Origin of the sequence: Pantoea sp. B550 (assembly GCF_024158165.1) — a bacterium.
GTDB classification, from domain to species: domain Bacteria; phylum Pseudomonadota; class Gammaproteobacteria; order Enterobacterales; family Enterobacteriaceae; genus Pantoea; species Pantoea alfalfae.
Genome location: NZ_JAMYXI010000003.1, coordinates 2,091,250 through 2,117,561 on the forward strand (window position 1 = coordinate 2,091,250; position 26,312 = coordinate 2,117,561).

Consider the following 26,312-nt stretch of genomic DNA (forward strand, 5'->3'; position numbering starts at 1 on the left):
GTTGATGATATGATAACAACAGGAATAAACAGGTGGGTCGCTGCACTGCTGCTGGGCTCGGCAACGCTGAACTGCGCAGTGGCGCAGGAGAGTGCGCCGATCATGGCCACAGGAGAAACGGCGGTGCAATCGTTGCCCCAGCAGCCTGCCGCGCCGCTGCGTAGCAGTCAGCTGAGCTTCGTTAAGCTGGCCCCGCCGCCGGGCAGCATGACGCTGAGCGGAACCCGCCCCAGCGGGCAGATCGAGTTCGGGGTGCGCAGTGATGAGGTGGTGACACGTGCGCTGCTTAATCTCAGCTACCGGCCGTCGCCTGCGCTGCTGCCCACGCTGTCGCAGCTGAAAGTCTATCTCAACGATGAGCTGGTGAGCCTGATCACCCTGACGCCGGAACAGCCTGGCAAACAGAATCAGGTGCAGCTGGCGATCGATCCCCGTTTTATCGCCGACTTTAACCGCGTGCGCTTTGAGCTGGTCGGTCACTACGCCAACATCTGTGAAAATCCGGCCAACAGCACCATCTGGCTCGATATCGGCAAAGAGAGCGGTCTGGATCTGACGCTACAAAAACTGCCGCTGAAAAACGACCTGTCTCATTTCCCGGAGCCCTTTCTTGATACGCGCGACACGCGGCCGCTGACCCTGCCGATGGTGTTTGCTGCCCGGCCAGACGTTAACCAGCAGCGTGCCGCTGCGATCCTGGCCTCCTGGTTCGGCAGCAAAGCGGCCTGGCGCGGACAGCATTTTCCGGTGCTCTACAATCAGTTGCCGCAACAGCAGCATGCGGTGGTGTTTGCCACCAACAATGCACGCCCGGATTTCCTGAAAAATTTGCCACCGGTGATGAAGCCGACCGTGGCGATGGTAAGCCAGCCTGACAGCCCCTATGAAAAGATGCTGCTGATCCTGGGACGCAACGACGACGATCTGCTGACGGCGGTGCAGGGGATTGCGCAGGGCGAGCTGCTGTTACGCGGCGACAGCGCGACCGTCGACCGCGTCACACTGCGGGCACCGCGTCAGCCCTATGATGCGCCAAACTGGGTACGCACCGATCGCCGCACCACTTTTGCTGAGCTGACGCAGTATGAAAACCAGCTGCAGTCTGACGGTCTGCAGCCCAACCCGATCAGTCTGACGCTGAACCTGCCGCCCGATCTCTTCCTGGTGCGCGCGCGCGGTATCGATATGGATCTGAGCTATCGCTACACCTCGCCTGTTCACCCGGATGGCTCACGACTGGCCGTTAACCTGAATAATCAGTTTATTCAGGACTACCCGCTGGTGCCGAAAAACACGGCCGGGCAGCAACTGCTGCATATTCCGCTGATTCAGGGAATGATGGACAAGAATCATGAGCTGCTGATCCCGGCGCTGCGGCTGGGCGTGGTTAACCAGCTGCGCTTTGATTTTGACTATGCCAATACCTTTATGGGGGGCACCGCCGACGGGCGTTGTGAAACCGTGACGCCGGTAGGACATCATGTGGTGGTGGACGACAATTCCAGCATCGACTTCTCTGGCTATCGCCACTACATCGAAATGCCCTCATTGCAGAGCTGGGCGAATGCTGGCTTCCCGTTCAGTCGCTACGCCGATCTGGCCCAGACGCTGGTGCTGGTCCAGTCCAACCCTGATGCACAGCAGGTGAGTACACTGCTGAATGCGCTGGGCAATATGGGCGCGCAGACCGGCTATCCGGCGCTGCGCGTGCAGCTTACCGATGACTGGAGTACGGCGAAAAAGCAGGATGCGGATCTGCTGATGATCGGCGATATTCCTAAAGATCTTCAGGATGACCGTCGGATCACGGCGCTGGTCGATGCCACCGCCAGCTGGCTGAAAACCCCGGCGCGCAAGGTTTCTCAGCCTGTTCAGCCGCTGAGTGAGGCTGAAAGAGCAGCGGAAAGTACCACAGCCATTGGTTCACGCGGCCCGCTGGCGACCGTGATCGGTTTCCAGTCGCCGTTTTACGATCAGCGCAGTGTGGTGGCACTGCTCGCCGATGGCAGTCCGCGCAGCTGGCAGCTGCTTGATGAGGCGCTGGATGACAGCGGCAAACGCCAGGCGATCTCAGGCTCCACGGCGATTATCCGTGAGTCTGGCGTCAACAGCCTGCGCGTTGGAGAGACCTACTTTGTTGGCCATCTGCCGTGGTGGGAACGTCTCTGGTCACTGCTCTCTTCACATCCCTTCTGGCTGGCACTCTGTGCATTCTTTGTGGTGGTGCTGTTCGCGCTGATGACATGGCGTCTGATGCGAATTATTACCCGTCGTCGTTTACTGGATGAAGATGAATAACGCTCAGTTATTGCGGACAGGCATGCTGCTCGGCGCGCTAAGTGCGCTGCCGGGAATGGCCGCGTCCGCTGACGGATCGGAAGTCTCACCGGTCGACTGGCTGCTGACCCAGGTCCGTACCGGCGAGTCGACCAACAAATACGATCTGGTACAGCAATCGCTCTATCGGCTGGAGAAAATCGATCCCGATAATCCCCAGGTGCTGGCGGCACGTCTGCGGCTGGCGCTGCATCAGGGTGATATCGCCAGCGCGCAATTGCTGCTGGCTCAACTGAAAAAGGTTGCACCTGATTCGGCAGAGACACGCGAATCCGCTGTCGGCCTGGCGCTGACCTCATCCGATGGACGACAGCAACTGCAGCAGGCGCGTCTGCTTGCCACCTCGGGGCGACTGACCGAGGCGAAAAGCGCTTATGATGCGCTGTTTAACGGCGTCTTTCCCGATCCCAATACCGCCCTGGAGTACTGGCGGCTGCTGGCACGTCTTCCCGGTCAGGAGGGCGTGGCTTATCAGCAGCTTCAGGCACTGGAACAGCGCTATCCGGGCAATATCGGGGTTGAGCTACAAATTGCGCGTATGGCGTTTAATCAGCAGCAGCCAGAAAAGGCGATAGCGCAGCTGAAAAAGCTGGCAAACAGCAATGGCGGGCGTACCGCTGCCGCCGACCTCTGGCTGCAGCAGATCACCGATCAGCCCATCAGCGACAGCAGCGTGGCACAGCTTAAAGCTTATCTGGCTGTTTTCACTGAGGGCGATGCGCACCAGCAGGGCGCAGAGGCGCTCGCGAAGCAGCAGACGACGCTGGCCGATCCCGCTTATCGGGAACGAATGCGGGCGCTGGCGCTGGTTGACGCAGGCGACGTGAATAACGCGATGACGACCCTTAACCGGGCGCTGAAAGCGAATCCCGACGATGCCGAATTAATGGGCGCAATGGGACAAACTCAGGCCCGCGCAGGTCATCGTGATGCCGCCATTCTCTGGCTGGAACGCGCCATTAAAGCGGGTCAGCAGAGCACGCTGATTGGTAAATGGCAGTCACTTTTGCAGAGCAATCGCTACTGGCTGGCGATTGAGCAGGGCGATAAAGCGCTGGCACAGCACGATATTGATGCTGCCGAAAAATACTATCGCGCGGCGCAAACGTATGACAGCAGCGACAGCTATGCCCTGATTGGTCTGGGTGATGTGGCGATGGCGCGCAAAGAGACGGCGGCGGCTGAACAGTTCTGGCAGCGCGCGCGACGGCTGGATGGCACCAATATCACCGCAGTGCGTCGGCTGGCGGGGCTGTATCAGACGGTGTCGCCTGCCCGCGAGATGGAATTTATCACTACCTTGCCCGCTGCACAGCAGCGTGCACTGGCCGATACAATCCGGACGCTGCGCAGCGACAGCCTGCGCGCGGAGGCGGATGCCCTGGCGCAGCAGGCGCGCTGGTCGCAGGCCGCAGAGAAATATCGCCAGGCGCGCGAGCTGGCACCGGATGACGTCTGGCTCAGTTACCGGCTGGCGGGTGCACTGCGTAACGGCGGAGCCGGACAGCAGGCGGATGCGGTAATGCGCGCACTGTTGCAGAAGCATCCCCAAAACGCCACCGCGCTTTATGCGACCGCACTCTGGTTCTCAGGCAACGATAACAATAGTGAGGCGATGGCTACGCTGCATCGGCTGCCCGACGCGCAGTGGAGCAGCGATATGCGCGAGCTGGCTGACCGCCTGAAGCAGGATCAGATCTTTGCCCAGGCTGAGGCGCTGCGCGTCGCCGGGCAGGAGCAGGCAGCGGTGACGCTGCTTAAGCAGCAGCCGGTTTCCAGCCAGCGCGACCTGCTACTGGCCGACTGGGCGCTGGAACGCGGTGAAGCGCAGCAGGCACTGGCGGATTATCAGCAGGTGCTGTCGCGCCAGCCGGATAACGGCGATGCGGCGCTGGGACGAATCGAAGCGCTGGTTGCCCTGCAGCGCAACAGCGAAGCCCGACAGGCGCTTGAGCAACAGCCGCCGGTACAGGCCAGCGTCAATGCGGATCGCCGTGCTGCGCTGGCGTGGCAGGCGGTGGGTGAAACCACACGGGCTGTCGCGCTATTTACCGATTTGAAACAGCGTGCTGCCGCGCTGCCGCCTTCGCAGGACAAGGCGCTGGTGTTTCGTGATGCGGCACGGCTGGAGGGTGCGCAGCAGCAGCCTGAACAGGCGCTGACAGACTATCGTCAGGCGATGACGGCCAGCGGTATCGATAGCCGTGGCAATATCAGCCGCGCAACCCGCAACGATCCTCAGGATGACTGGCTGAAGCGCAGCCTGCGCAGCGACACGGCCGATCTTTACCGTCAGCAGCAGACCACGCTGACGGTGCAGCAGGACTATTCACGCAACAGTGGTACCGGCGGCATCTCCGATTTTACGGCGCACACCACCATGCTGCAGGCGGAACATCCGTTTGCCGATGGCCGGGGCTTTGTCCGTCTTGATCGGGTGGATGTCTCCGCAGGCACCTTTACCACCCAAAACGGCAGCATCGACGCCCTGTTTGGCAGCTGTGACGACGCCAGTTCGGGCGGCTGCAGTCGCCAGACCCGCCAGCGCGATGAGGGTACGGCGCTGGCCGCTGGCTGGCATAACGCGACCTGGTCGGCTGACCTCGGTACCACGCCGCTGGGTTTTGAAGTCACTAACTGGACCGGCGGGCTGAGCTGGAAAACCGATGTGAAACAGCTCGGCGTCACACTCACTGCCTCACGCAGGCCGATAGCCAGTTCGCTGCTCTCCTATGCCGGGACGCGCGATCCTGCAGCCAACGGGGGCAAAAGCTGGGGTGGCGTGGTGGCCACGGGCGGCAGCATCGGGCTGAGTTACGATCAGGGCGGCGCGCATGGCGTCTGGGGTGATATCAGCGCGCATCAGATCACCGGTAAAAATGTTGCCGATAACAGCCGTGAGCGCCTGATGGGCGGCTATTACTACAAGCTCATCAACAGCGACAACCGCCGTGCAACCGTCGGGCTGAACAGCATGCTCTGGCACTATCAGAAGGATCTCAGTGATTACACCTTCGGCCAGGGCGGCTACTACAGTCCGCAGCAGTATCTCTCCTTTTCCGTGCCGGTGACCTGGCGGCAGCGGACAGAGAACTGGTCGTTTGATCTGGGCGGCTCCGTCTCCTGGTCACATTCGAAAACCAGTGCGCAGCAGCGTTATCCGGTTAATCCGGGCTATACCCTTGCCAGTAATCCGTCTTCTGCCAGCAGTTCCGGCGGCGGTACGGGCTATACGCTGCAGGCAGTCATTGAGCGACGGCTGACGTCGAACTGGTTTATTGGTGCGGGTGTCGATATTCAGCAGGCGAAGGATTACACCCCGAGTCATGGTCTGCTCTATGTGCGCTATGCTGCCGGCGGCTGGGAAGGCGATCTCGATATGCCGCCACAGCCGCTGATCCCTTACGCAGATTTTAAATAACACGGAACGGGAAAAAGCAGGACTTTTCAGACGGTAAAAAAGTCAGTTTTTGGGATATACTGGCGGGCATTGTCCTGTCTGCTATCTGGGCTTTTTTCATCGTCGGGAGAGAATTTTTTGCGCGTAAGCCGGTCACTTACGATAAAGCAGATGGCGACAGTTTCGCTGGTTGCGGTTATCACCATCAGTATCTTTATCGTCATCCAACTGTTTCATTTTGTGCAGCAGCGCAGGATTGACTACGCCCAGCAGATGGAGAATATCGCGCACACCGTCCGCCAGCCGCTGTCGGAAGCGGTGCTGCGTGCCGATATTTCTCAGGCCGAACGCATTCTTCATTCACTGAAGCCTGCCGGTATTTTATCGCGCGCCGACGTGGTGCTGCCTAATGCGTTTCAGGCCCTGCATGCCGACTTTGAGACGGAAAAACCGGTGCCGCTTCTGGTGGCCCGCCTGTTTGAGCTGCCGGTGCAGATTACCCTGCCGCTCTATTCGGTCGAAAATACCGGGATGCCGAAGCCGCTGGCCTATCTGGTGTTGCAGGCTAATTCGACGCGCGTCTACCAGTTTATCCTCAGCACGCTCTCAACCATGATCATCACCTATCTGCTGCTGGCGCTGATCCTCTCCGTGGCGATCAGCTGGTGCATCAACCGGCTGGTGGTGCATCCGCTGCGCAATCTCTCACGCGAGCTGCAGGAGTTGCCACCGCAGTCGATTCTGACGCATAAACTGACCCTGCCGCAGAGCCATCGCGATGACGAAATCGGCATGCTGATCCGCAGCTACAACCGTAATCAGCAGGTGCTGGAGTCGATTCATGACGAGATGAGTCGGCTGACCACCCATTTTGCCGTCACCGATCTGCCTAACCGTACGCTGTTTCTTGCGCTGGTCGAACAGTTCATGTGTAACCCTGAACAGCCTCTGGGTCTGATGGTGATCCGCATTGAAACGCTGCAGGAAGCCAATGGCGTCCTGCGCGATGAGCAGCGCGATACGCTGATGCTGACGCTGGTGGAGAAAATCCGGCATACGCTGGATGACCATACCCTGCTGGCACAGACCGGTGTCAGCGACTTCGTGCTGTTAATGAAGCGCGCCAGTAATCCGTTTCGTGCGCTGCGCCTGGCGCGCAACCTGATGATTCGCCTGAATCAGCCGGTCAACCTGCATCAGCTGCAGCTGCGTCCTAACGTCAGCATCGGTCTGGCGCTGCGCGACGACAAGCCGATGAGCGCTAACGAGCTGCTTGACCGCGCGACCTCGGCGATGATGTCGGCCCGTCATCAGGGCAAAAATCAGATCCTGTTCTTTGACGCCGCGCTGACCGAGCGCGCTCAGAAGCGTCTGACACAGGAGCATGACATTCTGCAGGGGCTGCACGATGAGCAGTTCGCCCTCTACCTGCAACCCCAGGTGGATATGCGCACCGGTACGTTAACCGGCGCAGAAGCGCTGCTGCGTATGCGCCAGCCTGATGGCAGTTACGGTCTGACCGAAGAGTTTATTGCCAGTGCTGAAGAGATTGGTGTGATTAGCGCGATTGGCCGCTGGGTGTTTGAAGAGGCGTGCCGCATTCTGGCTGGCTGGCAGCGACAGGGTATTATGCTGCCGCTGAGTGTGAATATTTCCGCAGTGCAACTGCGGGATACCGGTGTAGTTTCTCATCTGCAATCCCTGCTGGCGCGCCACCGTATCGCACCAGGCACTCTGGTGCTGGAAGTGACAGAAACGGCTCAGCTTGACGATGCGGAACAGGCGATGTCGATGCTGCGGATGTTGCAGCAGACCGGCGTGGCGGTGGCGCTGGATGATTTCGGTATGGGCTATTCTAACCTGAACTATCTCCATCAGCTGAAAGCGTTGCCGGTTAACAAACTGAAGATGGATCGCAGCTTTGTGGCGGCACTGCCGCATGACGACACCATGGTCCGCATCGTGGCGGCTATCGCCGAAATTATCCATCTGGAGGTGATTGCCGAAGGTGTGGAAACGGCGGAGCAGCGCGACTGGCTGCTGGCGCGCGGCATCGCTATCGGTCAGGGCTACCTCTATGCGGAAGCGCTGCCGGTGAGCCGCTTCAACCAGACCTGGATCGAAAAATCCTCACTGCCGCAATAATTGCCTGATTCATTGATTTTGCGAGAATTTTAGTTACAAAACCCCTTGCTGAAGCGTTTCAGTTCAGAATTACGATCCCAGGGTTTCCTGGGCGTTTGTCACCCTGTATTAATCACGTAAACAGAGTGTTATTTTCGGGTTACTGTCAGGCGCCACCTCTGTTGCCCGCCAGTCACAATAACGAATCCGACAACATCACCTCACGGCGTTAGTGGACACCTGTTTATGAAAACCTCACTTTTTAAAAGCCTTTATTTCCAGGTGCTGATGGCGATTGGCATCGGCGTTTTGTTAGGCCATTTTTACCCGGAGTTAGGGACCCAGATGAAGCCGCTGGGAGATGGCTTTGTTAAATTAATCAAGATGATTATCGCCCCGGTGATTTTCTGTACCGTGGTGACCGGCATCGCTGGCATGGAAAGCATGAAAGCGGTAGGGCGTACCGGCGCAGTTGCACTGCTCTATTTTGAAATTGTCAGCACCATCGCGCTGATTATCGGCCTGATCGTGGTAAACGTCGTGCAGCCAGGTGCCGGGATGAACGTTGATCCTGCCACGCTGGATGCCAAAGCCGTGGCGATGTACGCCCAGCAGGCAGAACAGCAGGGCATCGTCCCCTTCCTGCTGGATATTATTCCTAACAGCGTGATTGGCGCCTTTGCCAGCGGCAACATTCTGCAGGTATTGCTGTTCGCCATTCTGTTTGGTTTCGCCCTGCATCGCCTGGGTAACACCGGCACGCTGATTTTCAACGTGATTGAAAATTTCTCAAAAGTCATTTTCGGCATCATTAACATGATCATGCGTCTGGCACCGATAGGGGCATTTGGCGCAATGGCGTTCACCATCGGTAAGTATGGCGTGGGATCACTGGTGCAGCTCGGCCAGCTGATCATCTGCTTCTATATCACCTGTGTTCTGTTTGTGGTGATCGTGCTGGGGCTGATTGCGCGTCTGTTTGCCGGATTCAGCATCTTTAAGTTCATCGCCTATATCAAAGAAGAGCTGCTGATTGTGCTGGGGACCTCCTCTTCCGAGTCTGCACTGCCGCGCATGCTGGATAAGATGGAGAAACTGGGCTGTAAGAAATCAGTGGTCGGGCTGGTGATCCCCACCGGTTACTCCTTTAACCTCGACGGCACCTCGATTTACCTGACCATGGCGGCGGTGTTCATCGCTCAGGCGACCAATGCGCACATGGATATCTTCCATCAGATTACGCTGCTGGTGGTGCTGCTGCTCTCCTCGAAAGGCGCAGCGGGGGTAACCGGAAGCGGATTTATCGTACTGGCGGCGACGCTCTCTGCGGTAGGACATCTGCCGGTGGCGGGTCTGGCGCTGATACTCGGTATTGACCGCTTTATGTCTGAAGCCCGTGCGCTGACTAACCTGATCGGTAACGGAGTGGCGACCGTGGTGGTCGCGAAGTGGGTCGATCAGCTGGATCATAAACAGCTGGCCGACACGCTGGCAGGCCGTAATAAGGAGAATAAAGCGTCTGAATCTTCAATTTAATCATTGAATTTCACTTAAATCCCCACAAATGCCCGCTGTCGCTTGCCCTGACAGCGGGCATTTGCATAATGAACCCCACTTGTTTTTTTTGACGTTTTTCACTTCGTTGCGCGACATCCTGAGCTTCCTGTGGTCAAACACTCTGTTGTTGGATAACAGCGCGAATCGGCGTCAGCCGGTTCGTTAATAACAGCGGCAATATGCGCCAGTGATAATGATATTTGAATTATTTGAGTAGGGGTTCACATGCAGGGCACCAGAATTCGGCTTTTGGTTGGTGGATTAGTGCTGGCAGGCAGCTTTGGTCTCCAGGCCGAAACGCTGCAACCGGATCCGGCCTGGCAGGAAGGCAAGCTGGATAATGGATTTAACTGGCAGTTACTGGCCACACCGCAACGGCCCAGCGACCGCATTGAACTGCGTCTGGTGGTGAATACCGGTTCGCTGGTGGAGAGTGCGCAACAGACCGGCTTCAGTCATCTGCTGCCACGCCTGGCGATGGTGCATAACACTGCACTCGATAATCATCAGCAGCGTGCGCTATGGCAACAGGCGATGGATCCTCAGCATCCGCTGCCGCCCGTCATCATCTCCTATGATTCCACCCAATATAATCTGAGCCTGCCGAATAACCGCCCTGAGCTGCTGAAAGAAGCGCTGAACTGGCTGGCGGCCACGGCGGGCAATATGGCGATCACTGAAGAGGTGGTTAACACCGCGCTGGCCGCCTCCGATCCGGTGGCGACCTGGCCGAAAGATCCGCAGGATGTCTGGTGGCGCTACCGCCTGAAAGGCTCCGCGCTGCTGGCGCACGATCCCGCTACACAACCCCGTGCGCCGGTGGATTTAACCCAGCTCAGCGATTTTTATCATCAGTGGTACACCCCGGACGCGATGACGCTCTATGTGGTAGGCAACGTCGACAGCCGTAACCTCTCTGAACAGATCAACAAAACCTTTTCGGCGTTAACCGGCAAACGTGAAACCCCTGCGCCACTGCCGACGCTGTCACCGCTGCCACATGAGCCGGTGAATCTGGTCAGCAGCAACATGACGCAGGATCGTCTGTCGCTGGTGTGGGATACGCCATGGCAACCGATTCGTGACTCCCAGAATCTGCAGCGTTACTGGCAGAGCGACCTGGCCCGTGAAGCGCTGTTCTGGCACGTTCAGCGTGCACTCAGCGACAGTAAGGCGCAGGGCATCCAGGTCGGATTCGACTGCCGGGTGCTCTATCAGCGGGCGCAGTGTTCCATCAACATGGATGGGCGCAATGACAATCTGGCGCAGAATATGAATCTGGTGGCACGTGAGCTGGCGAACGTGCGTGATAAAGGCATACCGCAGGAGGAGTTTGATGCGCTGATGGCGCAGAAGCTGCTGGAGCTGAACAAGCTGTTTACCACTTATGCCCGCACCGATACGGATGTGCTGATGAGCCAGCGCCTGCGCTCGCAGCAGAACGCCGTGGTCGATATCGCGCCAGAGCAGTATCAGAAGCTGCGTCAGACTTTCCTGGCCGGCCTGACCCGCGAACAGCTGAACCAGGAGCTGCGTCAGCAGCTGACGCAGGAGCTGATGATGGTTCTGATTCAGCCGGAAGGCGAAGCGGAAACCAACGTGAAGAGCCTGCAAAACAGCTGGGACAAAGTGATGTCACCGCCAGCGGCACCGGCGACCAGCAATGAAGCCAGTCCGCCGGATAGCAACGTCAAAGACGTTCCGCCCGCCGCGTAACGTCAGGTTTTTGCCCTGAGCCACTCGGTCACTAACATCGGCCAGCTGGCGAGGGGCAAATCTGCCACGCCACGGATACCAAATCCGTGCCCGCCTTTCTGATAGAAATGCACCTCTGCCGGAACCTTATGCTCACGCAGCGCGCCGAAAAACGCCATGCTGTGATTCACTGAGACATCGTCATCGTCGGCGGCGTGGATTAACAGCGTCGGCGGCACCAGCGGATGAACCCGGGTTTCCATTGAATAGGCTTCAATCGTTTTCTGATCGGGCCATGCACCCAGCAGGCGGGTTCTGGCACCTTCGTGGGCGATGCCGTCACGCATACTGATCAGGGGATAGACCAGTACCATCGCATCCGGACGCGGCGAGAAGTTTTCAGCGCCATCCTGCACCGGATAGAGTTTCTCTGCGAAACGCGTTCCCAGGCTGGCCGCCACGTGGCCACCCGCCGAAAAGCCCATCATCACAATGTATTTACCGTTCAGGCCGCGCTGTGCCCGATCACGCAGGACGCGAACCGCACGCTGCGCATCGGCCAGCGGCGCATCGGGGCCTTCGTGATGCCCGTCGTAGGGCAGGCGATAGGTCATGACCGCCAGGGTGTAGCCCATTGAAGTAAAGAAGGTTGCCAGCGCGCTGCCTTCACGATCGATCATGACACGCTGATAGCCACCGCCCGGTGCGACCAGCAGGGTAATGCCATTGGATTCGACCGGATGCCAGATCGCCATCTCCGGGCAACGCACGCCGGTAGCGGCGCGATCGTAAGGCTCATACTCTTTTGCCATATCGACAATCTGCGGCTCGGCGCGCGAGTCGCTGGCGCCTGGTGCATCACCGTGTGGCCAGATATTAATAATTTCTGTGTGCATAAATAGATCCTGATGCGGGGAATATTTTAATTGTTTTGTTCGCGGCCGGAGAGAACAGCGTCCTGCTGTCTTTTGATTAAAAGATGGTCTTTTTTCAGGCGGTCGTCCATCCGAAAAGGGCGAATCTGACCAGATTAGGACTATGCCTGGAGAGCGATTTGTTTGCGTAACTGATTAATATTAATCAATAAATTATAAGAGAGATTAAAGAGGATTGCCGAAGAGTGTCTGTTATTAACCACTAATTTTCAGCTTAAGGTAAATAACTGGCACGGGCCACTTTGTTAGACGCAATTTACCGGATATCACGCTGTTTGCTGTTAAGGCGACATAATGCTTTTTGTGCCAGAGTGATCCCCGTCTCAATGCTGAGATTAATGTGCCAGTCTCATTTGGGAATGGTCAGCATTATTTACCACGCGGCAGTTTCCTGTTGGTTGATGCGGTTTAACATAACATCCTCCGTCTGTTCACAACGGTAAGAGGCATGTCATGCTTGATACCAATCTCTCAACCAGACAAACCTTTGGTCGCCTGTGGCCGATGATTTCTCCCTTCAGACTGGGGCTATTGGTCGCGGGTGTTGCCCTGATCGTCAACGCCGCCATAGACCCGTTTATGCTGACGTTACTGAAGACGCTGCTGGACGATGTCATTGGCCAGAAAAATCCCGGCATTCTGGTCTGGATGCCGCTGGTGATTATCGGGCTGATCCTGATCCGCGGTGTCAGCGGCTATCTCTCCAGTTACTGTATCTCGTGGGTGTCAGGCAAAGTGGTGATGGCCCTGCGTTGTCGCCTGTTCAGCCATATGATGGGCATGCCGGTGGCATTTTTTGATCAGCAATCAACCGGTACGCTGCTCTCCCGTATCAGCTACGATTGTGAGCAGGTCGCCTCTTCCTCTTCTGGTTCACTGGTGACGGTAGTGCGTGAAGGGGCCTCTATTCTTGGCCTGTTTGTGATGATGTTTTACTACAGCTGGCAACTTTCGCTGATCCTTCTGGTGCTGGCACCTATTGTGTCGCTGGCAATTCGTATCGTCTCCAGGCGCTTTCGCCACATCAGCAAAAATATGCAGAACACCATGGGGCAGGTGACTTCTCATGCCGAGCAGATGCTGAAAGGGCATAAAGAGGTGCTGATGTTTGGCGGCCAGCAGGTTGAGTCCGACCGCTTCGGACAGGTCAGCAACAACATGCGTCGCCAGGGAATGAAAATGGTCTCGGCGACCTCACTCTCCGATCCGATTATTCAGCTGCTCGCCTCCTCGGCACTCGCCTTTGTGCTCTATGCGGCCAGTTTCCCCTCGGTGATGGCCACGCTGACCGCAGGCTCTATCAGTGCGGTTTTTTCCGCCATGCTGATGCTGATGCGTCCGTTAAAGTCGCTGACCAACGTCAATGCCCAGTTCCAGCGCGGCATGGCGGCCTGTCAGACGCTGTTTGCGATTCTGGATATGGAACAGGAGAAAGATGAAGGGACACGCGTGGTTAAGCGCGCCACCGGCAACATTGAATTTCGGGATGTTACCTTTACCTATCCGGTCGCGGAAACACCGGCGCTGCAGCAGATCAATCTGACCATTCCTGCCGGTAAAACCGTGGCGCTGGTCGGCCGTTCCGGTTCAGGGAAATCGACCTTTGCCAGCCTGCTGACGCGCTTTTACGACATCGACAGCGGCGAAATTTTGCTGGATGGCCATGACCTGCGTGATTACACCCTGGCCTCGCTGCGCGAGCAGGTGGCGCTGGTCTCTCAGCATGTTCACCTGTTCAATGACACGGTTGCCAACAATATTGCCTATGCCCGTACCGATGTCTTCAGCCGCGAGGAAATAGAAAAGGCGGCAGAGATGGCCCATGCCATGGAATTCGTTAATAAAATGGATAACGGACTGGATACGGTGATTGGAGAAAACGGCGTGCTGCTGTCGGGTGGACAGCGGCAGCGCATCGCCATTGCCCGCGCCCTGTTGCGAGACAGCCCGATTCTGATCCTCGACGAAGCGACCTCAGCTCTGGACACTGAGTCTGAACGCGCGATTCAGTCTGCGCTGGAGACGCTGCAGCAGAACCGGACCACGCTGATCATCGCTCACCGTCTCTCGACCATTGAAAAGGCTGATGAAATTCTGCTGGTAGATGAGGGGGAAATTGTGGAGCGCGGCTCGCATCAGCAGTTGCTGCAACAGAACGGCGCATATGCGCGGCTCTATCAGATGCAGTTCAGTCAGCCGCTTTGTGCGTAAGAGTTGTTTGTGCCAAATCACTGCCTGAAAGGCAAATCAGAGTGAATCCAGCAGCAATAAATCAGCTCAACGCACAGGGAACCGGGTCAGAAGAGGAAAGCGTCCCGCGCAAGACAAAAACGCCGGGAGCGTTTTTGAACAACGCAACGCGTTGGCCCGGGTACGGGCGCACCTCAGGGATGAGGTGCGTACTAAAAACGCCGGGAGCGTTTTTGAACAACGCAACGCGTTGGCCCGGGTACGGGCGCACCTCAGGGATGAGGTGCGTACTAAAAACGCCGGGAGCGTTTTTGAACAACGCAACGCGTTGGCCCGGGTACGGGCGCACCTCAGGGATGAGGTGCGTACTAAAAACGCCGGGAGCGTTTTTGAACAACGCAACGCGTTGGCCCGGCAACGGGCGCACCTCAGGGATGAGGTGCGTAATCGCGCGGACCGAACGTGTCAGGGATGACATTTTCCGTCATCTATATTCGCAGATAGATCTTCACGACGCTAACTGCTACAGCATCACTCTGGCATCGCCGCTGCCGGAATAATCGCACCGCGATGCTGAATCACGGTGCTGGCGGTCAGGTGTCCGCGCTGCGCGGCGGCCTCTGCAGAAGCGCCCGTCAGACGGCGCGCCAGATACCCGGCACTGAATGAATCGCCAGCGGCCGTCGTATCGATTACTCTCTCTTTCGCCAGACGTACCGCAGGCACCTCAATCAGCGGCGCATCGCCGATAGCGACCAGACATGACTCTGCACCCCGCTTAATGACGATTTCGCTGGCACCGGCCTGACGGGTACGCGAAATAACGTCATCGAGCGGCTGCTCGCCCCACAGCAGATGTTCATCATCCAGCGTCAGGAAAGCGATATCGGTACAGGTCAGCATGGCGCGATATGCAGCCTGCGCGCTGGCGCGGTCGGCCCATAAACGCGGGCGGTAGTTGTTATCGAAAATCACCCTGCCGCCATTCGCCTGACAGCGGGCCAGCAGCGCCATCAGCTTCTCACGACTTGCCTGCGGCAGAATCGCCAGACTGATGCCGCTGAGGTAGAGATAATCGTAGTGCGACAGCTGTTCGGCTATCTCTGCGGATTGCGGGCTGTCGAGCCAGTAACGCGCGGCAGCATCGCTGCGCCAGTACCAGAACGTACGCTCGCCGTCGGCATCGGTTTCAATCACATACAGGCCCGGCATCTTATTATCGAGGCGCTGAATCAGGTCCGTATTCACCTTCTCCTGCTGCCAGGCTGCGATCATCTGATCGCTGAACGAATCCGTCCCCAGCGCGGTGACATAATCGACCCGCAACTGCGGCTCATCAACCTGGCGGGCGAGATACACCGCCGTGTTAAGGGTATCGCCGCCAAAGCCTCGCTTAATGTTCTCACCCTTTTCGGACAGCTCAATCATGCATTCGCCGATGATGGCAATTTTCTTCTGCGTCATGGTTTCAGACCTGTAGTGAAATATCGCCTTAGTCTCGCGTCTGGTATGGCAGACGTCAATGGTTTTAAAACGGTGTTTTAATTTAACTTAAGGCGCAGAAAAGCCGCGATCCGGGCGATAAGAGCGGCTAATTTCGGCCTGTTTTACCGATTATGCTAACGAAACGGCTGGTAAACTCTCCGTTTTCATACGGCCGCCCCATTCATCTCATTATCACAGGCATTTACGATAATCGCTTGAGTCTCCCGTTTTGGGGACGTATTACCAACCAGGAAAATAGCATGGTGATGGAGAATATTAGCCAATGGCTGCCGTCTTCAACCGACCTTAATCTCCACACGGAAACGCCGCTCTTCTGGCAACAATGTCATCGACGCTATCGGTTTCAGCCGATTTATCGGGTAACAGGTCGGTTACTGGCGATTGAACTGCTGACCGCCGTTTATCATCCCATGGCGCCGGAAAGGAATCTCTCGCCTGAAGCCTGGTTTGCCGGACTCGATATCGCTCAGCGCCTGAACGTAGTGTATGAGCAGCTCGAGCTCCTCGCAGAATGGACTGCATTTTTCGAACACAATGATGTGGTCGCCTCGGTCAACATAGACGGTCCCTCACTGCTGGCCATTCAGCACCGACCCGCTATTCGTCGCCTCATTGCCAGCCTGCCATGGATACGCTTTGAACTCACCGAGCACCAGGCGCTGCCGCAGGAGGAGAAAGTAGCGAAAATACCTGAACTGGGGCCGCTGTGGCTGGATGACTTCGGTTCGGGTATGGCGAATTTCTCGGCGCTGACCGAACTGAAATATGATTACATCAAGCTGTCGCGCGACCTTTTTACTATGCTGGGCACCACCAATGAAGGGCGCAGCCTGTTTTCGATGCTGCTGGCGCTGATCAATCGCTACTGCAACGGCGTCATTGTTGAAGGCGTGGAGACGGAAGCGCAGTGGCAGCAGGTTAAAGCATCCCCCGCTATCGCGGCCCAGGGCTACTACTTTTCGCGACCTGTCCCATTTTCTGAACTGAATCATCTCACTATCCAGCTTCCCTGATGCCGTTGCTCGCCGTCTCGACTATCTTTAACGCAGACCGTGAATGTGCAAGGAGAAAGCGTAATGTCGCGTACCGGGAAAATAGTCAGCTGGGTAGCAGGAATTCTGGTGTTATTAATCGTGGTGATTATCGTCGTCATCGCCACCTTTGACTGGAATCGCCTGAAACCCACCATCAATCAGAAAGTCTCTACCGAATTAAATCGCCCCTTTGCGATACGGGGAGATTTGGGTATCGACTGGGCGAGAAATCGCGACGAGGCAGGCTGGCGGCGCTGGGTGCCATGGCCGCAGGTGCATGCGGAAGATATTATGCTGGGCAATCCGCCAGATATTTCTGACGTCACCATGGTGCATCTGCAACGTGTGGATGCCACGCTGTCACCGCTGTCGTTGCTGCATAAGGAGCTGTTCATTCCATGGATTAAGCTGCAGCGGCCCGATGCCCGACTGATCCAGACTGCAGATAAAAAGAACAACTGGACCTTTACGCTGGCCGAAAGCGACAAAGATGAGAAGAATGCCGCGCCATCGGCCTGGTCCTTCCGTCTGGATAATATTCTGTTCGATCAGGGCCAGATTCGTTATCGCGATGCCGTTAACCGTGCAGATGTGACGGTGCAGGTCAATCCGCTAGGCAAACCGGTGCCTTACGCGCAGATCGCCGGCGGCAACGACCAGCAGAAGGGCGCGGGCAACTTTGTCTTTGGCTGGAAGGCCAGTGGCACCTACAACAACGAGAATCTCAGTGGCGACGGCAAAATCGGCGGCATGCTGTCGCTGCGCAGCCAGAACACCCCGTTCCCGATTCAGGCCGATGTGCGCAATGGCTCCACGCGCGTGCAGGTCACCGGTGGTCTGCAGGATCCAATGAACCTCGGCGGGCTGAATGTGCGACTGCGCTTCTCGGGCGATACGCTGGCGAATCTCTACGGCCTGACCGGCGTCCTGTTGCCTGACACACCGCCTTATGAAACTGACGGCCATCTGATTGCTAAATTCAATGGCGAAAAAGGTGCGGTCTACCGTTATGAGAAATTCAACGGACACATTGGCGACAGCGATATTCATGGCTCCCTGATTTACACGCAGGGCAAACCCCGTCCAACGTTGACGGGTGAACTGACCTCGGAGCAACTGCGCATGGCCGATCTGGGGCCGCTGATTGGCGTAGACTCTGGCAAAGGCAGTGAAAAAACCGCGCAGGCCAAAGCCCGTCGCGGTGAGAAATCGAATCAACCCGCCGACCGCGTGCTGCCGCACGATAAATTTGAGACCAAAAACTGGGACGTGATGGATGCCGATGTGAGGTTCAGCGGCAAACGAATCGAACACAGTAATTCACTGCCGTTAAGCGATCTCTACACCCACTTACAGCTGAAAAGCGGCGATCTGCTGCTGGATCCGCTGCGCTTTGGTGTGGCAGGTGGCAGTCTCAACAGCACCATCCGACTGGAGGGCGATCGCTCGCCGATGCGTGGTCGGGTTGACCTTCATGTACGTAAGCTGCAGCTGCGTCAGCTCTTCCCGACGGTGGACGCAATGAAGAACAGCCGTGGTCAGCTCAATGGCGATGCCAGCTTTACCGGCACCGGTAACTCAGTGGCCGATCTGCTGGCGACCAGCAATGGTCAGCTTAAGCTGCTGATGAATGATGGGCTGATCAGTCGCAGCCTGATGGAGATTGCCGGACTCAACGTCGGTAACTACGTGGTGGGCAAGCTGTTTGGCGATGACCAGGTGCGTATCAACTGCGCCGCGACCGATCTCAGACTGCAGAATGGTGTGGCGACCCCGAACCTGTTTGTATTTGATACCGAGAACGCGATTATCAATGTGTCAGGCAACGCCAACTTCGCCAGTGAGAGACTGGATCTGTCGGTGAATCCGGAGAGTAAGGGCATCCGCATCGTGACGCTGCGCTCCCCGCTCTACGTGCGCGGTACCTTTAAAAATCCTGATGCAGGCGTGAAAGCAGGGCCATTGCTGGCCCGCGGTGCCGCTGCTGTGGCACTGGGTGCGGTCGTCGGCCCGGCAGCGGCGCTGCTGGCCATGATCTCGCCAAGCGATAACGAAGACAATCAGTGCAGCACCGTCCTGCAGCAGATGAAGCAGAAGAAGTAACTAGTTGCGGTAGAGCACTTTGATAACGTGATAACCAAAGCCGGTCTTTACCGGCCCGTAAGGCGTCAGCAGCGGGCAGGTAAAGACCGCTTTATCAAAGGCCGGCACCATCTGTCCCTGACGGAACTCGCCCAGATCGCCCCCCTTCCGGCCGGAAGGACAGGTAGAGTGCTTCTTTGCCAGCTCCTGGAAATTGCCGCCTTTCGCCAGTTTCGCCAGAATCTCTTTTGCCAGCGCCTCCTCTTTGACCAGGATGTGTAAAGCCGCCGCGGTTTTCGCCATGTTGGTATCTCGCTTGTGTATAATTGCCGCCCAGTATAAACCCCTTTCTTTTGATTCAATCAGGCGATTTCTTTTATGCGTTTAAACCCCAGCCAACAACGTGCCGTCGAATTTGTTACCGGTCCCTGTCTGGTGCTGGCGGGCGCGGGATCAGGCAAAACCCGCGTGATTACCAACAAAATCGCCCATCTGATTCGTGAATGCGGCTATCAGGCGCGCCATATCGCCGCAGTAACCTTTACCAATAAAGCCTCGCGCGAAATGAAAGAGCGTGTGGCACAGACGCTGGGCCGCAAAGAGGCGCGTGGCCTGCTGATCTCGACTTTCCATACGCTGGGACTGGAGATCATCAAGCGCGAGACGGCGGCGCTGGGCATGAAGTCCAACTTCTCACTGTTCGACGATCAGGATCAGCTCGCCCTGCTAAAAGAGCTGACCAAAGAGTGGCTGGAAGAGGATAAGACGCTGCTACAGCAGCTCATCTCCACCATTTCGAACTGGAAAAATGATCTGATCGATCCGCAGGGCGCCGCCGCGCTGGCGCGCTCGCAGCAGGATAATATCTTTGCCCACTGCTATGCCCTCTACAGCCAGCATCTGAAGGCGTGCAACGTACTGGATTTTGATGACCTGATCCTGCTGCCGACGCTGCTGCTGCAGCGTAATCAGGAAGTGCGCGAGCGCTGGCAGCAGCGTATCCGCTATCTGCTGGTGGATGAGTATCAGGACACCAACACCAGCCAGTATGAACTGGTTAAGCTGCTGGTTGGCGCACGCGCGCGCTTCACAGTAGTCGGCGATGATGACCAGTCGATCTACTCCTGGCGCGGCGCACGGCCGCAGAATCTGGTGCTGCTGAATCAGGATTTCCCGGCGCTGGAGGTGGTGAAGCTGGAGCAGAACTACCGTTCTTCGCAGCGCATACTGAAAGCGGCAAATATCCTGATTGCCAATAATCCGCACGTCTTTGAAAAGCGCCTCTTTTCGGAGCTGGGGCAGGGTAGCGAGTTGAAAGTGCTTACCGCCAACAGCGAAGAGCATGAGGCGGAGCGGGTCACTGGCGAACTGATCGCGCATCACTTTATCAACAAAACGCAGTACAAAGATTACGCGATTCTCTATCGTGGTAACCATCAGTCACGGACCTTTGAAAAGTTTCTGATGCAGAACCGCATCCCTTATCGCATCTCTGGCGGCACCTCCTTTTTCTCACGTCCTGAGATCAAAGATCTGCTCGCCTATCTGCGTGTGCTGACCAATCCCGAGGATGACAGCGCGTTTCTGCGGATCGTCAATACGCCGCGCCGCGAGATTGGCCCGGCGACGCTGCAGAAGCTCGGTGAGTGGGCCAACCTGCGGAGCAAGAGTCTGTTTAACGCCAGCTTTGATGTCGGTCTGGGGCAGACGCTGAGCGGCCGTGGTCTGGAGCATCTGCAGCGCTTCACCCACTGGCTGAATGAGATTATCCAGCTGAGCGAACGTGAGCCGGTGAATGCCGTCCGCGATTTGATTCGCGGCATCGACTACGAAAGCTGGCTGTTCGAAACCTCCGGCAGCCCGAAAGCCGCCGAAATGCGGATGAAAAACGTCAATACGCTGTTTCAGTGGATGACTGAAATGCTGGAAGGCAGCGATATTGATGAGCCGATGACGCTGGCGCAGGTGGTAACGCGCTTTACCCTGCGCGACATGATGGAGCGCGGTGAAAGTGATGAAGAGCTTGATCAGGTGCAATTGATGACGCTGCATGCCTCTAAAGGTCTGGAGTTCCCCTATGTATTCCTGGTGGGCATGGAAGAGGGACTGCTGCCGCATCAGAGCAGTATCGATGAGAACAACATCGAAGAGGAGCGTCGCCTGGCTTACGTGGGGATCACGCGGGCGCAGAAAGAACTGACTTTCACCCTGTGTCGCGAGCGCCGGCAGTATGGCGAGTTAATCCGGCCTGAACCAAGTCGTTTCCTGCTGGAGTTGCCCCAGGACGATCTGCAATGGGAGACCGAGCGCAAAGTGGTCAGTGCGGAAGAGCGGATGAAAACCGGGCAGAGTCGGGTCGCCGGGTTGAGAGCGATGCTCGATAAGGCGAAGAAGAGTTAAACCTCGCAGGAGGCGAAGGAGATTCGCCTCACGCGGGTGCCATTACGACAGGGTTAACAACCAGTGGACGTAAGACTGATAGTGGCTTTCCTGCTCCAGCAGTTCGCTGCGCAGCGGATGCGCCTCCAGCCAGCCTGCGGGCAGGGTCAGATGCAGGGCATCATCGTCTGCCAGTAACCGCACTGCAGGCAGGGTGTCGTCGCGACGGCGGGTGGAGAAAATAATCGCCAGCCGCAGCAGACGGCACATCCGTTCCGCCAGGCGCGGCGGCAGCGCGTTTTGCTGAGTCAGCAATGCCAGATCGATGCTGCCGCTCTGATTTTGCAGTAAACAGGCCAGCAGCTTCTTCTGTGCCGGTGTGAAGCCGGGAAGGTCGAGGTGACGCACCAGATACGCCGCGTGCTGCGGCGCATGACGGAAGTCGACGCTCAGGCCAATTTCGTGGATCGCGCAGGCGCTGAGCAGCAGCTCACGACAGCGCTGATCCAGCTTCCACGGCGTGGAAACCTGACGGAAAAAGCTCTCTGCCAGCTGACGCACGCGGTCTGCCTGTTCGACATCGATGCTGAAACGGCGCTGAACGTTGTGCAGCGTGCGGGTACGGATATCGCGGTCAATCGGCAGATGCAGCATGCCGTAAACCAGTCCTTCCCGCAGTGCACCACCTGCCAGCGTCATGCTATCAATGCTGAGCGCCTGGAAGATAGCGATCAGGATCGACAGGCCGCTGGGGAACACCAGTGCCCGTTCCAGCGTCAGTCCTTCAATTTCCAGCTCTTCCAGTTTGCCGCACTGTATAGCGCGCTGCTTCAGCTGCTGCAGTTTATTCAGCGTGATGCGCTCATCCATACCCTGCGCCACCATAATCTCCTGCAGCGCCTGAACCGTGCCGGATGCCCCGACACAGGCCTGCCAGCCCTGCGCACGCAGTTGCGCGGCAATCGGCTGGATCATCTCACGGGCCGCCTGTTCAGCCTGGTCGAAGTTCTCTTTTGCCAGATGACGATCGCTGAAGAAGCGCTCCAGCCACGTCACACAGCCCATCGACAGGCTGAACAGCACTGATGCGTGTGAACCGTCGCCGGTAGCCAGTTCGGTACTGCCGCCGCCGATATCGACCACTAAGCGCTGGTCGGAACCGCCGGTAGTGTGGGCCACGCCCTGATAAATCAGGCGCGCCTCTTCTTCACCGCTGATGACGTTGATGGTACAGCCGAGAATCTGCTGGGCGGTGTTGAGGAAGGTCTGCGCATTGGCAGCCAGACGCAGCGTGGCGGTCGCCACCACGCGAATCTGATCGGGGGGAATATCCTGCAATTGTTCAGAGAAGAGTCTGAGGCATTGCCAGCCACGCGACATCGCATCGGCTGACAACAGGTTATTTTTATCCAGACCGGCAGCAAGGCGAACCTTGCGCTTAATTTTTGCGACGGTCTGAATACTGCCAGAAACTTCGCGCACCACCAACATATGAAAGCTGTTAGACCCTAAATCGATCGCTGCATAAAGTGACGACGCGCTGAGCATGGTGGCCTAACCTGAACGTTTGCGGTTATTGTTGCGTGGAGCACCGCGACGATTGGCGTTATTCCCTCCGCGACGCTGGCCATTGCCGGTACGGCTGCGTTGCAGACGTTTAGGCGGCGGTAAATCGGTTAACAACGCCTCGCTGCTGTACTTGCTGACAGGAATGCTGTGGCCAATGTACTCTTCAATTGAAGGCAGGTTCAGCGCGTACTCTTCACAGGCCAGGCTGATAGAGTGTCCGCTGGCGCCTGCACGACCGGTACGGCCAATACGGTGAACGTAATCTTCACAGTCATCTGGCAGATCGTAGTTAAAGACGTGCGTCACAGCCGGAATGTGCAGACCGCGAGCGGCCACATCGGTGGCGACCAGAATATCCACATCACCTTTGGTGAAGTCATCCAGAATGCGCAGGCGTTTCTTCTGAGCCACGTCGCCGGTCAGCAGACCAACACGATGTCCATCGGCAGCCAGGTGGCCCCAGATATCTTCACAGCGGTGCTTGGTATTGGCGAAGATAATGGCGCGATCGGGCCACTCTTCTTCCAGCAGTGTCTGCAGCAGGCGCATTTTCTCTTCGTTAGACGGATAGAAAAGCTCTTCCTGAATGCGATGGCCGGTTTTTTGTTCCGGTTCCACTTCCACATATTCAGCACTGTTCATGTGCTCAAACGCCAGTTCACGGACGCGATAAGAGAGCGTCGCCGAGAACAGCATACTCAGACGCTGCGTAGCAGGCGGCATGCGACGGAACAGCCAGCGGATATCTTTAATAAAGCCGAGGTCGAACATGCGATCGGCTTCGTCCAGTACCATGACCTGAATGGCACCGAGGTTGACATGATTCTGCTTCGCGTAATCGATCAGGCGGCCGGTGGTTGCCACCAGAATATCAACGCCCTGTTCCAGCACTTTCAGCTGTTTGTCATAACCGTCTCCGCCATAGGCGAGACCCAGTTTCAGGCCGGTTGAGGCGGTAAGGGGTTCGGCATCCGCATGAATCTGCACAGCAAGTTCACGCGTCGGCGCAAGAATTAAAGCCCGTGGCTGGTTAACCTGACGACCTTCCGCCGCAGGATGTGAGAGAAGATGATGAAACGTTGACGTCAGAAACGCCATCGTTTTGCCGGTACCGGTTTGCGCCTGGCCTGCAACATCACGCCCTGAAAGCGTAAAAGGCAGAGCTAACGCCTGAATCGGCGTGCAGTATTGAAAGCCTTTACTATCAAGGGCTTCCACCACTTTTGGGTGCAGGGCGAAGTCGGAAAACTTCTGTTCAGTTAAGTGTGTTTTGCTCATAGTGTGGTAGAATATCAGCTTACTATCGCTTTACGAAAGCGTATCCGATGAAATAAAGTCAACCAACATTGGTATATATTACGCCAATTCGCCAGGCATAATCTTTGGAGTAAAATATGAGCAGCGATAAAATCGTTCATCTGACTGATGACAGTTTCGACACCGACGTGCTGAAAGCCGACGGCGTTACACTGGTAGATTTCTGGGCTGAATGGTGTGGTCCTTGCAAAATGATCGCGCCCATCCTTGATGAAGTTGCAGAAGAGTATGATGGCAAGCTGACCATCGCTAAGCTGAATATTGATGATAACCCAGGCACGGCGCCGAAATATGGCATTCGTGGTATCCCGACGCTGCTGCTGTTTAAAAATGGCGAAGTCGCCGCGACCAAAGTGGGCGCGCTGTCTAAAGGCCAGCTGAAAGAGTTCCTGAACGCCAACCTGGCGTAATTCAGGGCTGAACGTCCGGCAGTGGTGAATTTATCTCCTGCTGCTGGACGTTCGCTTTCGGGCGTGCTAAGTTACCAATACTGCATTACGAACTTACCTTGTAGTTTGCATCTAAAAGTTTTCCCTTGTTGAACCCTGTCGCCCTGTACCTTATAAAGATAGAACGGTTCAGCAATCTTACGGTTAGCTCCAACTCTGGCATCACATTCGGACATCTGCCTGCATACCGATCGCCATTTCATACGATGATCGTCGGGAAGAGCCGAAAAGAGCCATTAACGGCATGGATTAATTGCCATACCACTCACGACAAACATTCCGAGTATTACCCCGAGTTTAAGAACCCATCACTATGAATCTTACCGAATTAAAGAATACGCCGGTTGCTGAGCTGATTACTCTCGGCGAAAATATGGGGCTGGAAAATCAGGCTCGCATGCGTAAGCAGGACATTATCTTTTCAATCCTGAAACAGCACGCGAAAAGCGGCGAAGACATCTTTGGTGATGGCGTGCTGGAGATTCTTCAGGATGGATTTGGATTCCTCCGTTCCGGAGACAGCTCCTACCTCGCCGGCCCTGATGATATCTACGTTTCCCCCAGCCAAATCCGCCGCTTTAACCTCCGCACTGGTGACACCATCTCTGGCAAAATCCGTCCACCAAAAGAAGGTGAACGTTATTTTGCGCTGCTGAAAGTTAACGAAGTTAACTACGATAAGCCGGAAAACGCGCGTAATAAGATTCTGTTCGAAAACCTCACGCCGCTGCACGCAAATAAACGTCTGCGTATGGAGCGGGGTAATGGCTCAACGGAAGATTTAACCGCTCGCGTACTCGATCTGGCATCGCCGATTGGTCGTGGTCAGCGTGGTCTGATCGTGGCGCCGCCGAAAGCCGGTAAAACCATGCTGCTGCAGAACATTGCGCAGAGTCTGGCGTACAACTACCCGGATTGCGTGCTGATGGTGCTGCTGATTGACGAGCGCCCGGAAGAAGTGACCGAGATGCAGCGTCTGGTGAAAGGCGAAGTTATTGCCTCAACCTTCGATGAGCCCGCTTCGCGCCACGTTCAGGTTGCTGAAATGGTGATCGAGAAGGCCAAGCGTCTGGTTGAGCATAAAAAAGATGTCATCATCCTGCTCGACTCCATCACACGTCTGGCGCGTGCCTACAACACCGTGGTGCCTGCTTCAGGTAAAGTCCTGACTGGTGGTGTGGATGCCAATGCCCTGCATCGTCCAAAGCGTTTCTTTGGTGCTGCACGTAATGTGGAAGAGGGCGGAAGCCTGACCATCATCGCGACCGCGCTGGTTGATACCGGTTCTAAGATGGATGAAGTCATTTACGAAGAGTTTAAAGGTACCGGTAACATGGAACTGCATCTCGCTCGTAAAATTGCTGAAAAACGCGTCTTCCCGGCGATTGATTACAACCGTTCTGGTACGCGTAAAGAAGAGCTTCTCACCTCTCAGGAAGAGCTGCAGAAGATGTGGATCCTGCGTAAAATTATTCACCCAATGGGCGAAATCGATGCAATGGAATTCCTCATCAACAAGCTGGCGATGACCAAAACCAATGATGAATTCTTCGATATGATGAAGCGTTCATAATCTGATACTGCCAGGCCGGACCACAGATTCGGCTTTTTTAGTTCAAATGCGCAGAAAATCGACCTTACGCCACGTCCCGACGTGGCGTTTTTCATTTGTGAGCTATAGGATTGAACACTGACAGGAGCATTTATAATGACTGTGGTAGTGATGGCGAATTTATGA

Annotated in this window: 16 protein-coding genes; 11 read left to right on the forward strand and 5 right to left on the reverse strand. The window is 56.4% G+C overall.

Annotation, left to right across the window (positions count from 1 at the left end):
* Positions 1–9 precede the first annotated feature (9 nt).
* From bcsB to NIM72_RS12815, 5 genes are all read left to right on the forward strand, one after another.
* Positions 10–2,298 (forward strand): cellulose biosynthesis cyclic di-GMP-binding regulatory protein BcsB, encoded by a 2,289-nt coding sequence (gene bcsB / locus NIM72_RS12795; RefSeq protein ID WP_253420643.1) that lies wholly within the window; start codon positions 10–12, stop codon positions 2,296–2,298.
* Positions 2,291–5,758 (forward strand): cellulose synthase complex outer membrane protein BcsC, encoded by a 3,468-nt coding sequence (gene bcsC / locus NIM72_RS12800; RefSeq protein ID WP_253420645.1) that lies wholly within the window; start codon positions 2,291–2,293, stop codon positions 5,756–5,758. Before bcsB ends, bcsC begins: the two co-directional genes overlap by 8 nt.
* Before the next feature lie 117 nt (positions 5,759–5,875).
* Positions 5,876–7,882 (forward strand): biofilm formation regulator HmsP, encoded by a 2,007-nt coding sequence (hmsP, locus tag NIM72_RS12805; RefSeq protein WP_253420647.1) that lies wholly within the window; start codon positions 5,876–5,878, stop codon positions 7,880–7,882.
* Between the two features lie 225 nt (positions 7,883–8,107).
* Positions 8,108–9,397 carry a dicarboxylate/amino acid:cation symporter gene (locus NIM72_RS12810; RefSeq protein WP_161733858.1) on the forward strand — a complete coding sequence of 430 codons (1,290 nt, stop codon included), beginning with the start codon at positions 8,108–8,110 and terminating at the stop codon, positions 9,395–9,397.
* Positions 9,398–9,643: 246 nt separating this feature from the next.
* Positions 9,644–11,134, forward strand: coding sequence for a pitrilysin family protein (locus tag NIM72_RS12815; protein ID WP_161733860.1), 1,491 nt, complete (start codon positions 9,644–9,646; stop codon positions 11,132–11,134).
* Between the two features lie 2 nt (positions 11,135–11,136).
* Here the strand turns inward: NIM72_RS12815 and NIM72_RS12820 are convergent, their stop codons facing one another.
* On the reverse strand, positions 11,137–12,009 hold the full coding sequence (locus NIM72_RS12820) for an alpha/beta hydrolase (RefSeq protein WP_013359660.1): 873 nt from the start codon (positions 12,007–12,009) through the stop codon (positions 11,137–11,139).
* 492 nt (positions 12,010–12,501) lie between these two features.
* Here NIM72_RS12820 and msbA point away from each other — a divergent pair, with 492 nt between their 5' ends.
* The gene (gene msbA / locus NIM72_RS12825) at positions 12,502–14,259 is read left to right on the forward strand and encodes a lipid A ABC transporter ATP-binding protein/permease MsbA (protein ID WP_253420649.1); all 1,758 of its coding nucleotides are present in this window, start codon (positions 12,502–12,504) and stop codon (positions 14,257–14,259) included.
* Positions 14,260–14,769: 510 nt separating this feature from the next.
* Here msbA and NIM72_RS12830 read toward each other — a convergent pair.
* Positions 14,770–15,702, reverse strand: coding sequence for a sugar kinase (locus tag NIM72_RS12830; RefSeq protein WP_253420651.1), 933 nt, complete (start codon positions 15,700–15,702; stop codon positions 14,770–14,772).
* Between the two features lie 281 nt (positions 15,703–15,983).
* On the opposite strand from NIM72_RS12830, the gene pdeH reads away from it, so the two are divergent.
* Positions 15,984–16,757, forward strand: a complete 774-nt coding sequence (gene pdeH, locus NIM72_RS12835) for a cyclic-guanylate-specific phosphodiesterase (protein WP_161733867.1) — start codon at positions 15,984–15,986, stop codon at positions 16,755–16,757.
* A gap of 63 nt (positions 16,758–16,820) precedes the next feature.
* A complete protein-coding gene (locus NIM72_RS12840) occupies positions 16,821–18,881 on the forward strand; it encodes an AsmA family protein (RefSeq protein WP_253420654.1) in 2,061 nt (686 codons plus the stop codon).
* Here NIM72_RS12840 and ppiC read toward each other — a convergent pair whose 3' ends face one another.
* A complete protein-coding gene (gene ppiC, locus NIM72_RS12845) occupies positions 18,882–19,163 on the reverse strand; it encodes a peptidylprolyl isomerase PpiC (RefSeq protein ID WP_253420657.1) in 282 nt (93 codons plus the stop codon).
* A gap of 75 nt (positions 19,164–19,238) precedes the next feature.
* Here ppiC and rep point away from each other — a divergent pair, with 75 nt between their 5' ends.
* A complete protein-coding gene (rep, locus tag NIM72_RS12850; RefSeq protein ID WP_161733871.1) occupies positions 19,239–21,260 on the forward strand; it encodes a DNA helicase Rep in 2,022 nt (673 codons plus the stop codon).
* Between the two features lie 42 nt (positions 21,261–21,302).
* Here the strand turns inward: rep and gppA are convergent, their stop codons facing one another.
* The gene (gene gppA, locus NIM72_RS12855) at positions 21,303–22,787 is read right to left on the reverse strand and encodes a guanosine-5'-triphosphate,3'-diphosphate diphosphatase (RefSeq protein ID WP_222924762.1); all 1,485 of its coding nucleotides are present in this window, start codon (positions 22,785–22,787) and stop codon (positions 21,303–21,305) included.
* Between the two features lie 6 nt (positions 22,788–22,793).
* Complete coding sequence (rhlB, locus tag NIM72_RS12860; RefSeq protein WP_150013289.1) at positions 22,794–24,086, reverse strand: ATP-dependent RNA helicase RhlB; 1,293 nt, start codon at positions 24,084–24,086, stop codon at positions 22,794–22,796.
* 116 nt (positions 24,087–24,202) lie between these two features.
* Between rhlB and trxA the strand changes: the two genes are divergently transcribed.
* Complete coding sequence (gene trxA, locus NIM72_RS12865) at positions 24,203–24,535, forward strand: thioredoxin TrxA (RefSeq protein WP_003851963.1); 333 nt, start codon at positions 24,203–24,205, stop codon at positions 24,533–24,535.
* Between the two features lie 352 nt (positions 24,536–24,887).
* Entirely contained in the window at positions 24,888–26,147 is a 1,260-nt protein-coding gene (rho, locus tag NIM72_RS12870; protein ID WP_003851960.1) for a transcription termination factor Rho, read from the forward strand.
* Positions 26,148–26,312: the final 165 nt, after the last annotated feature.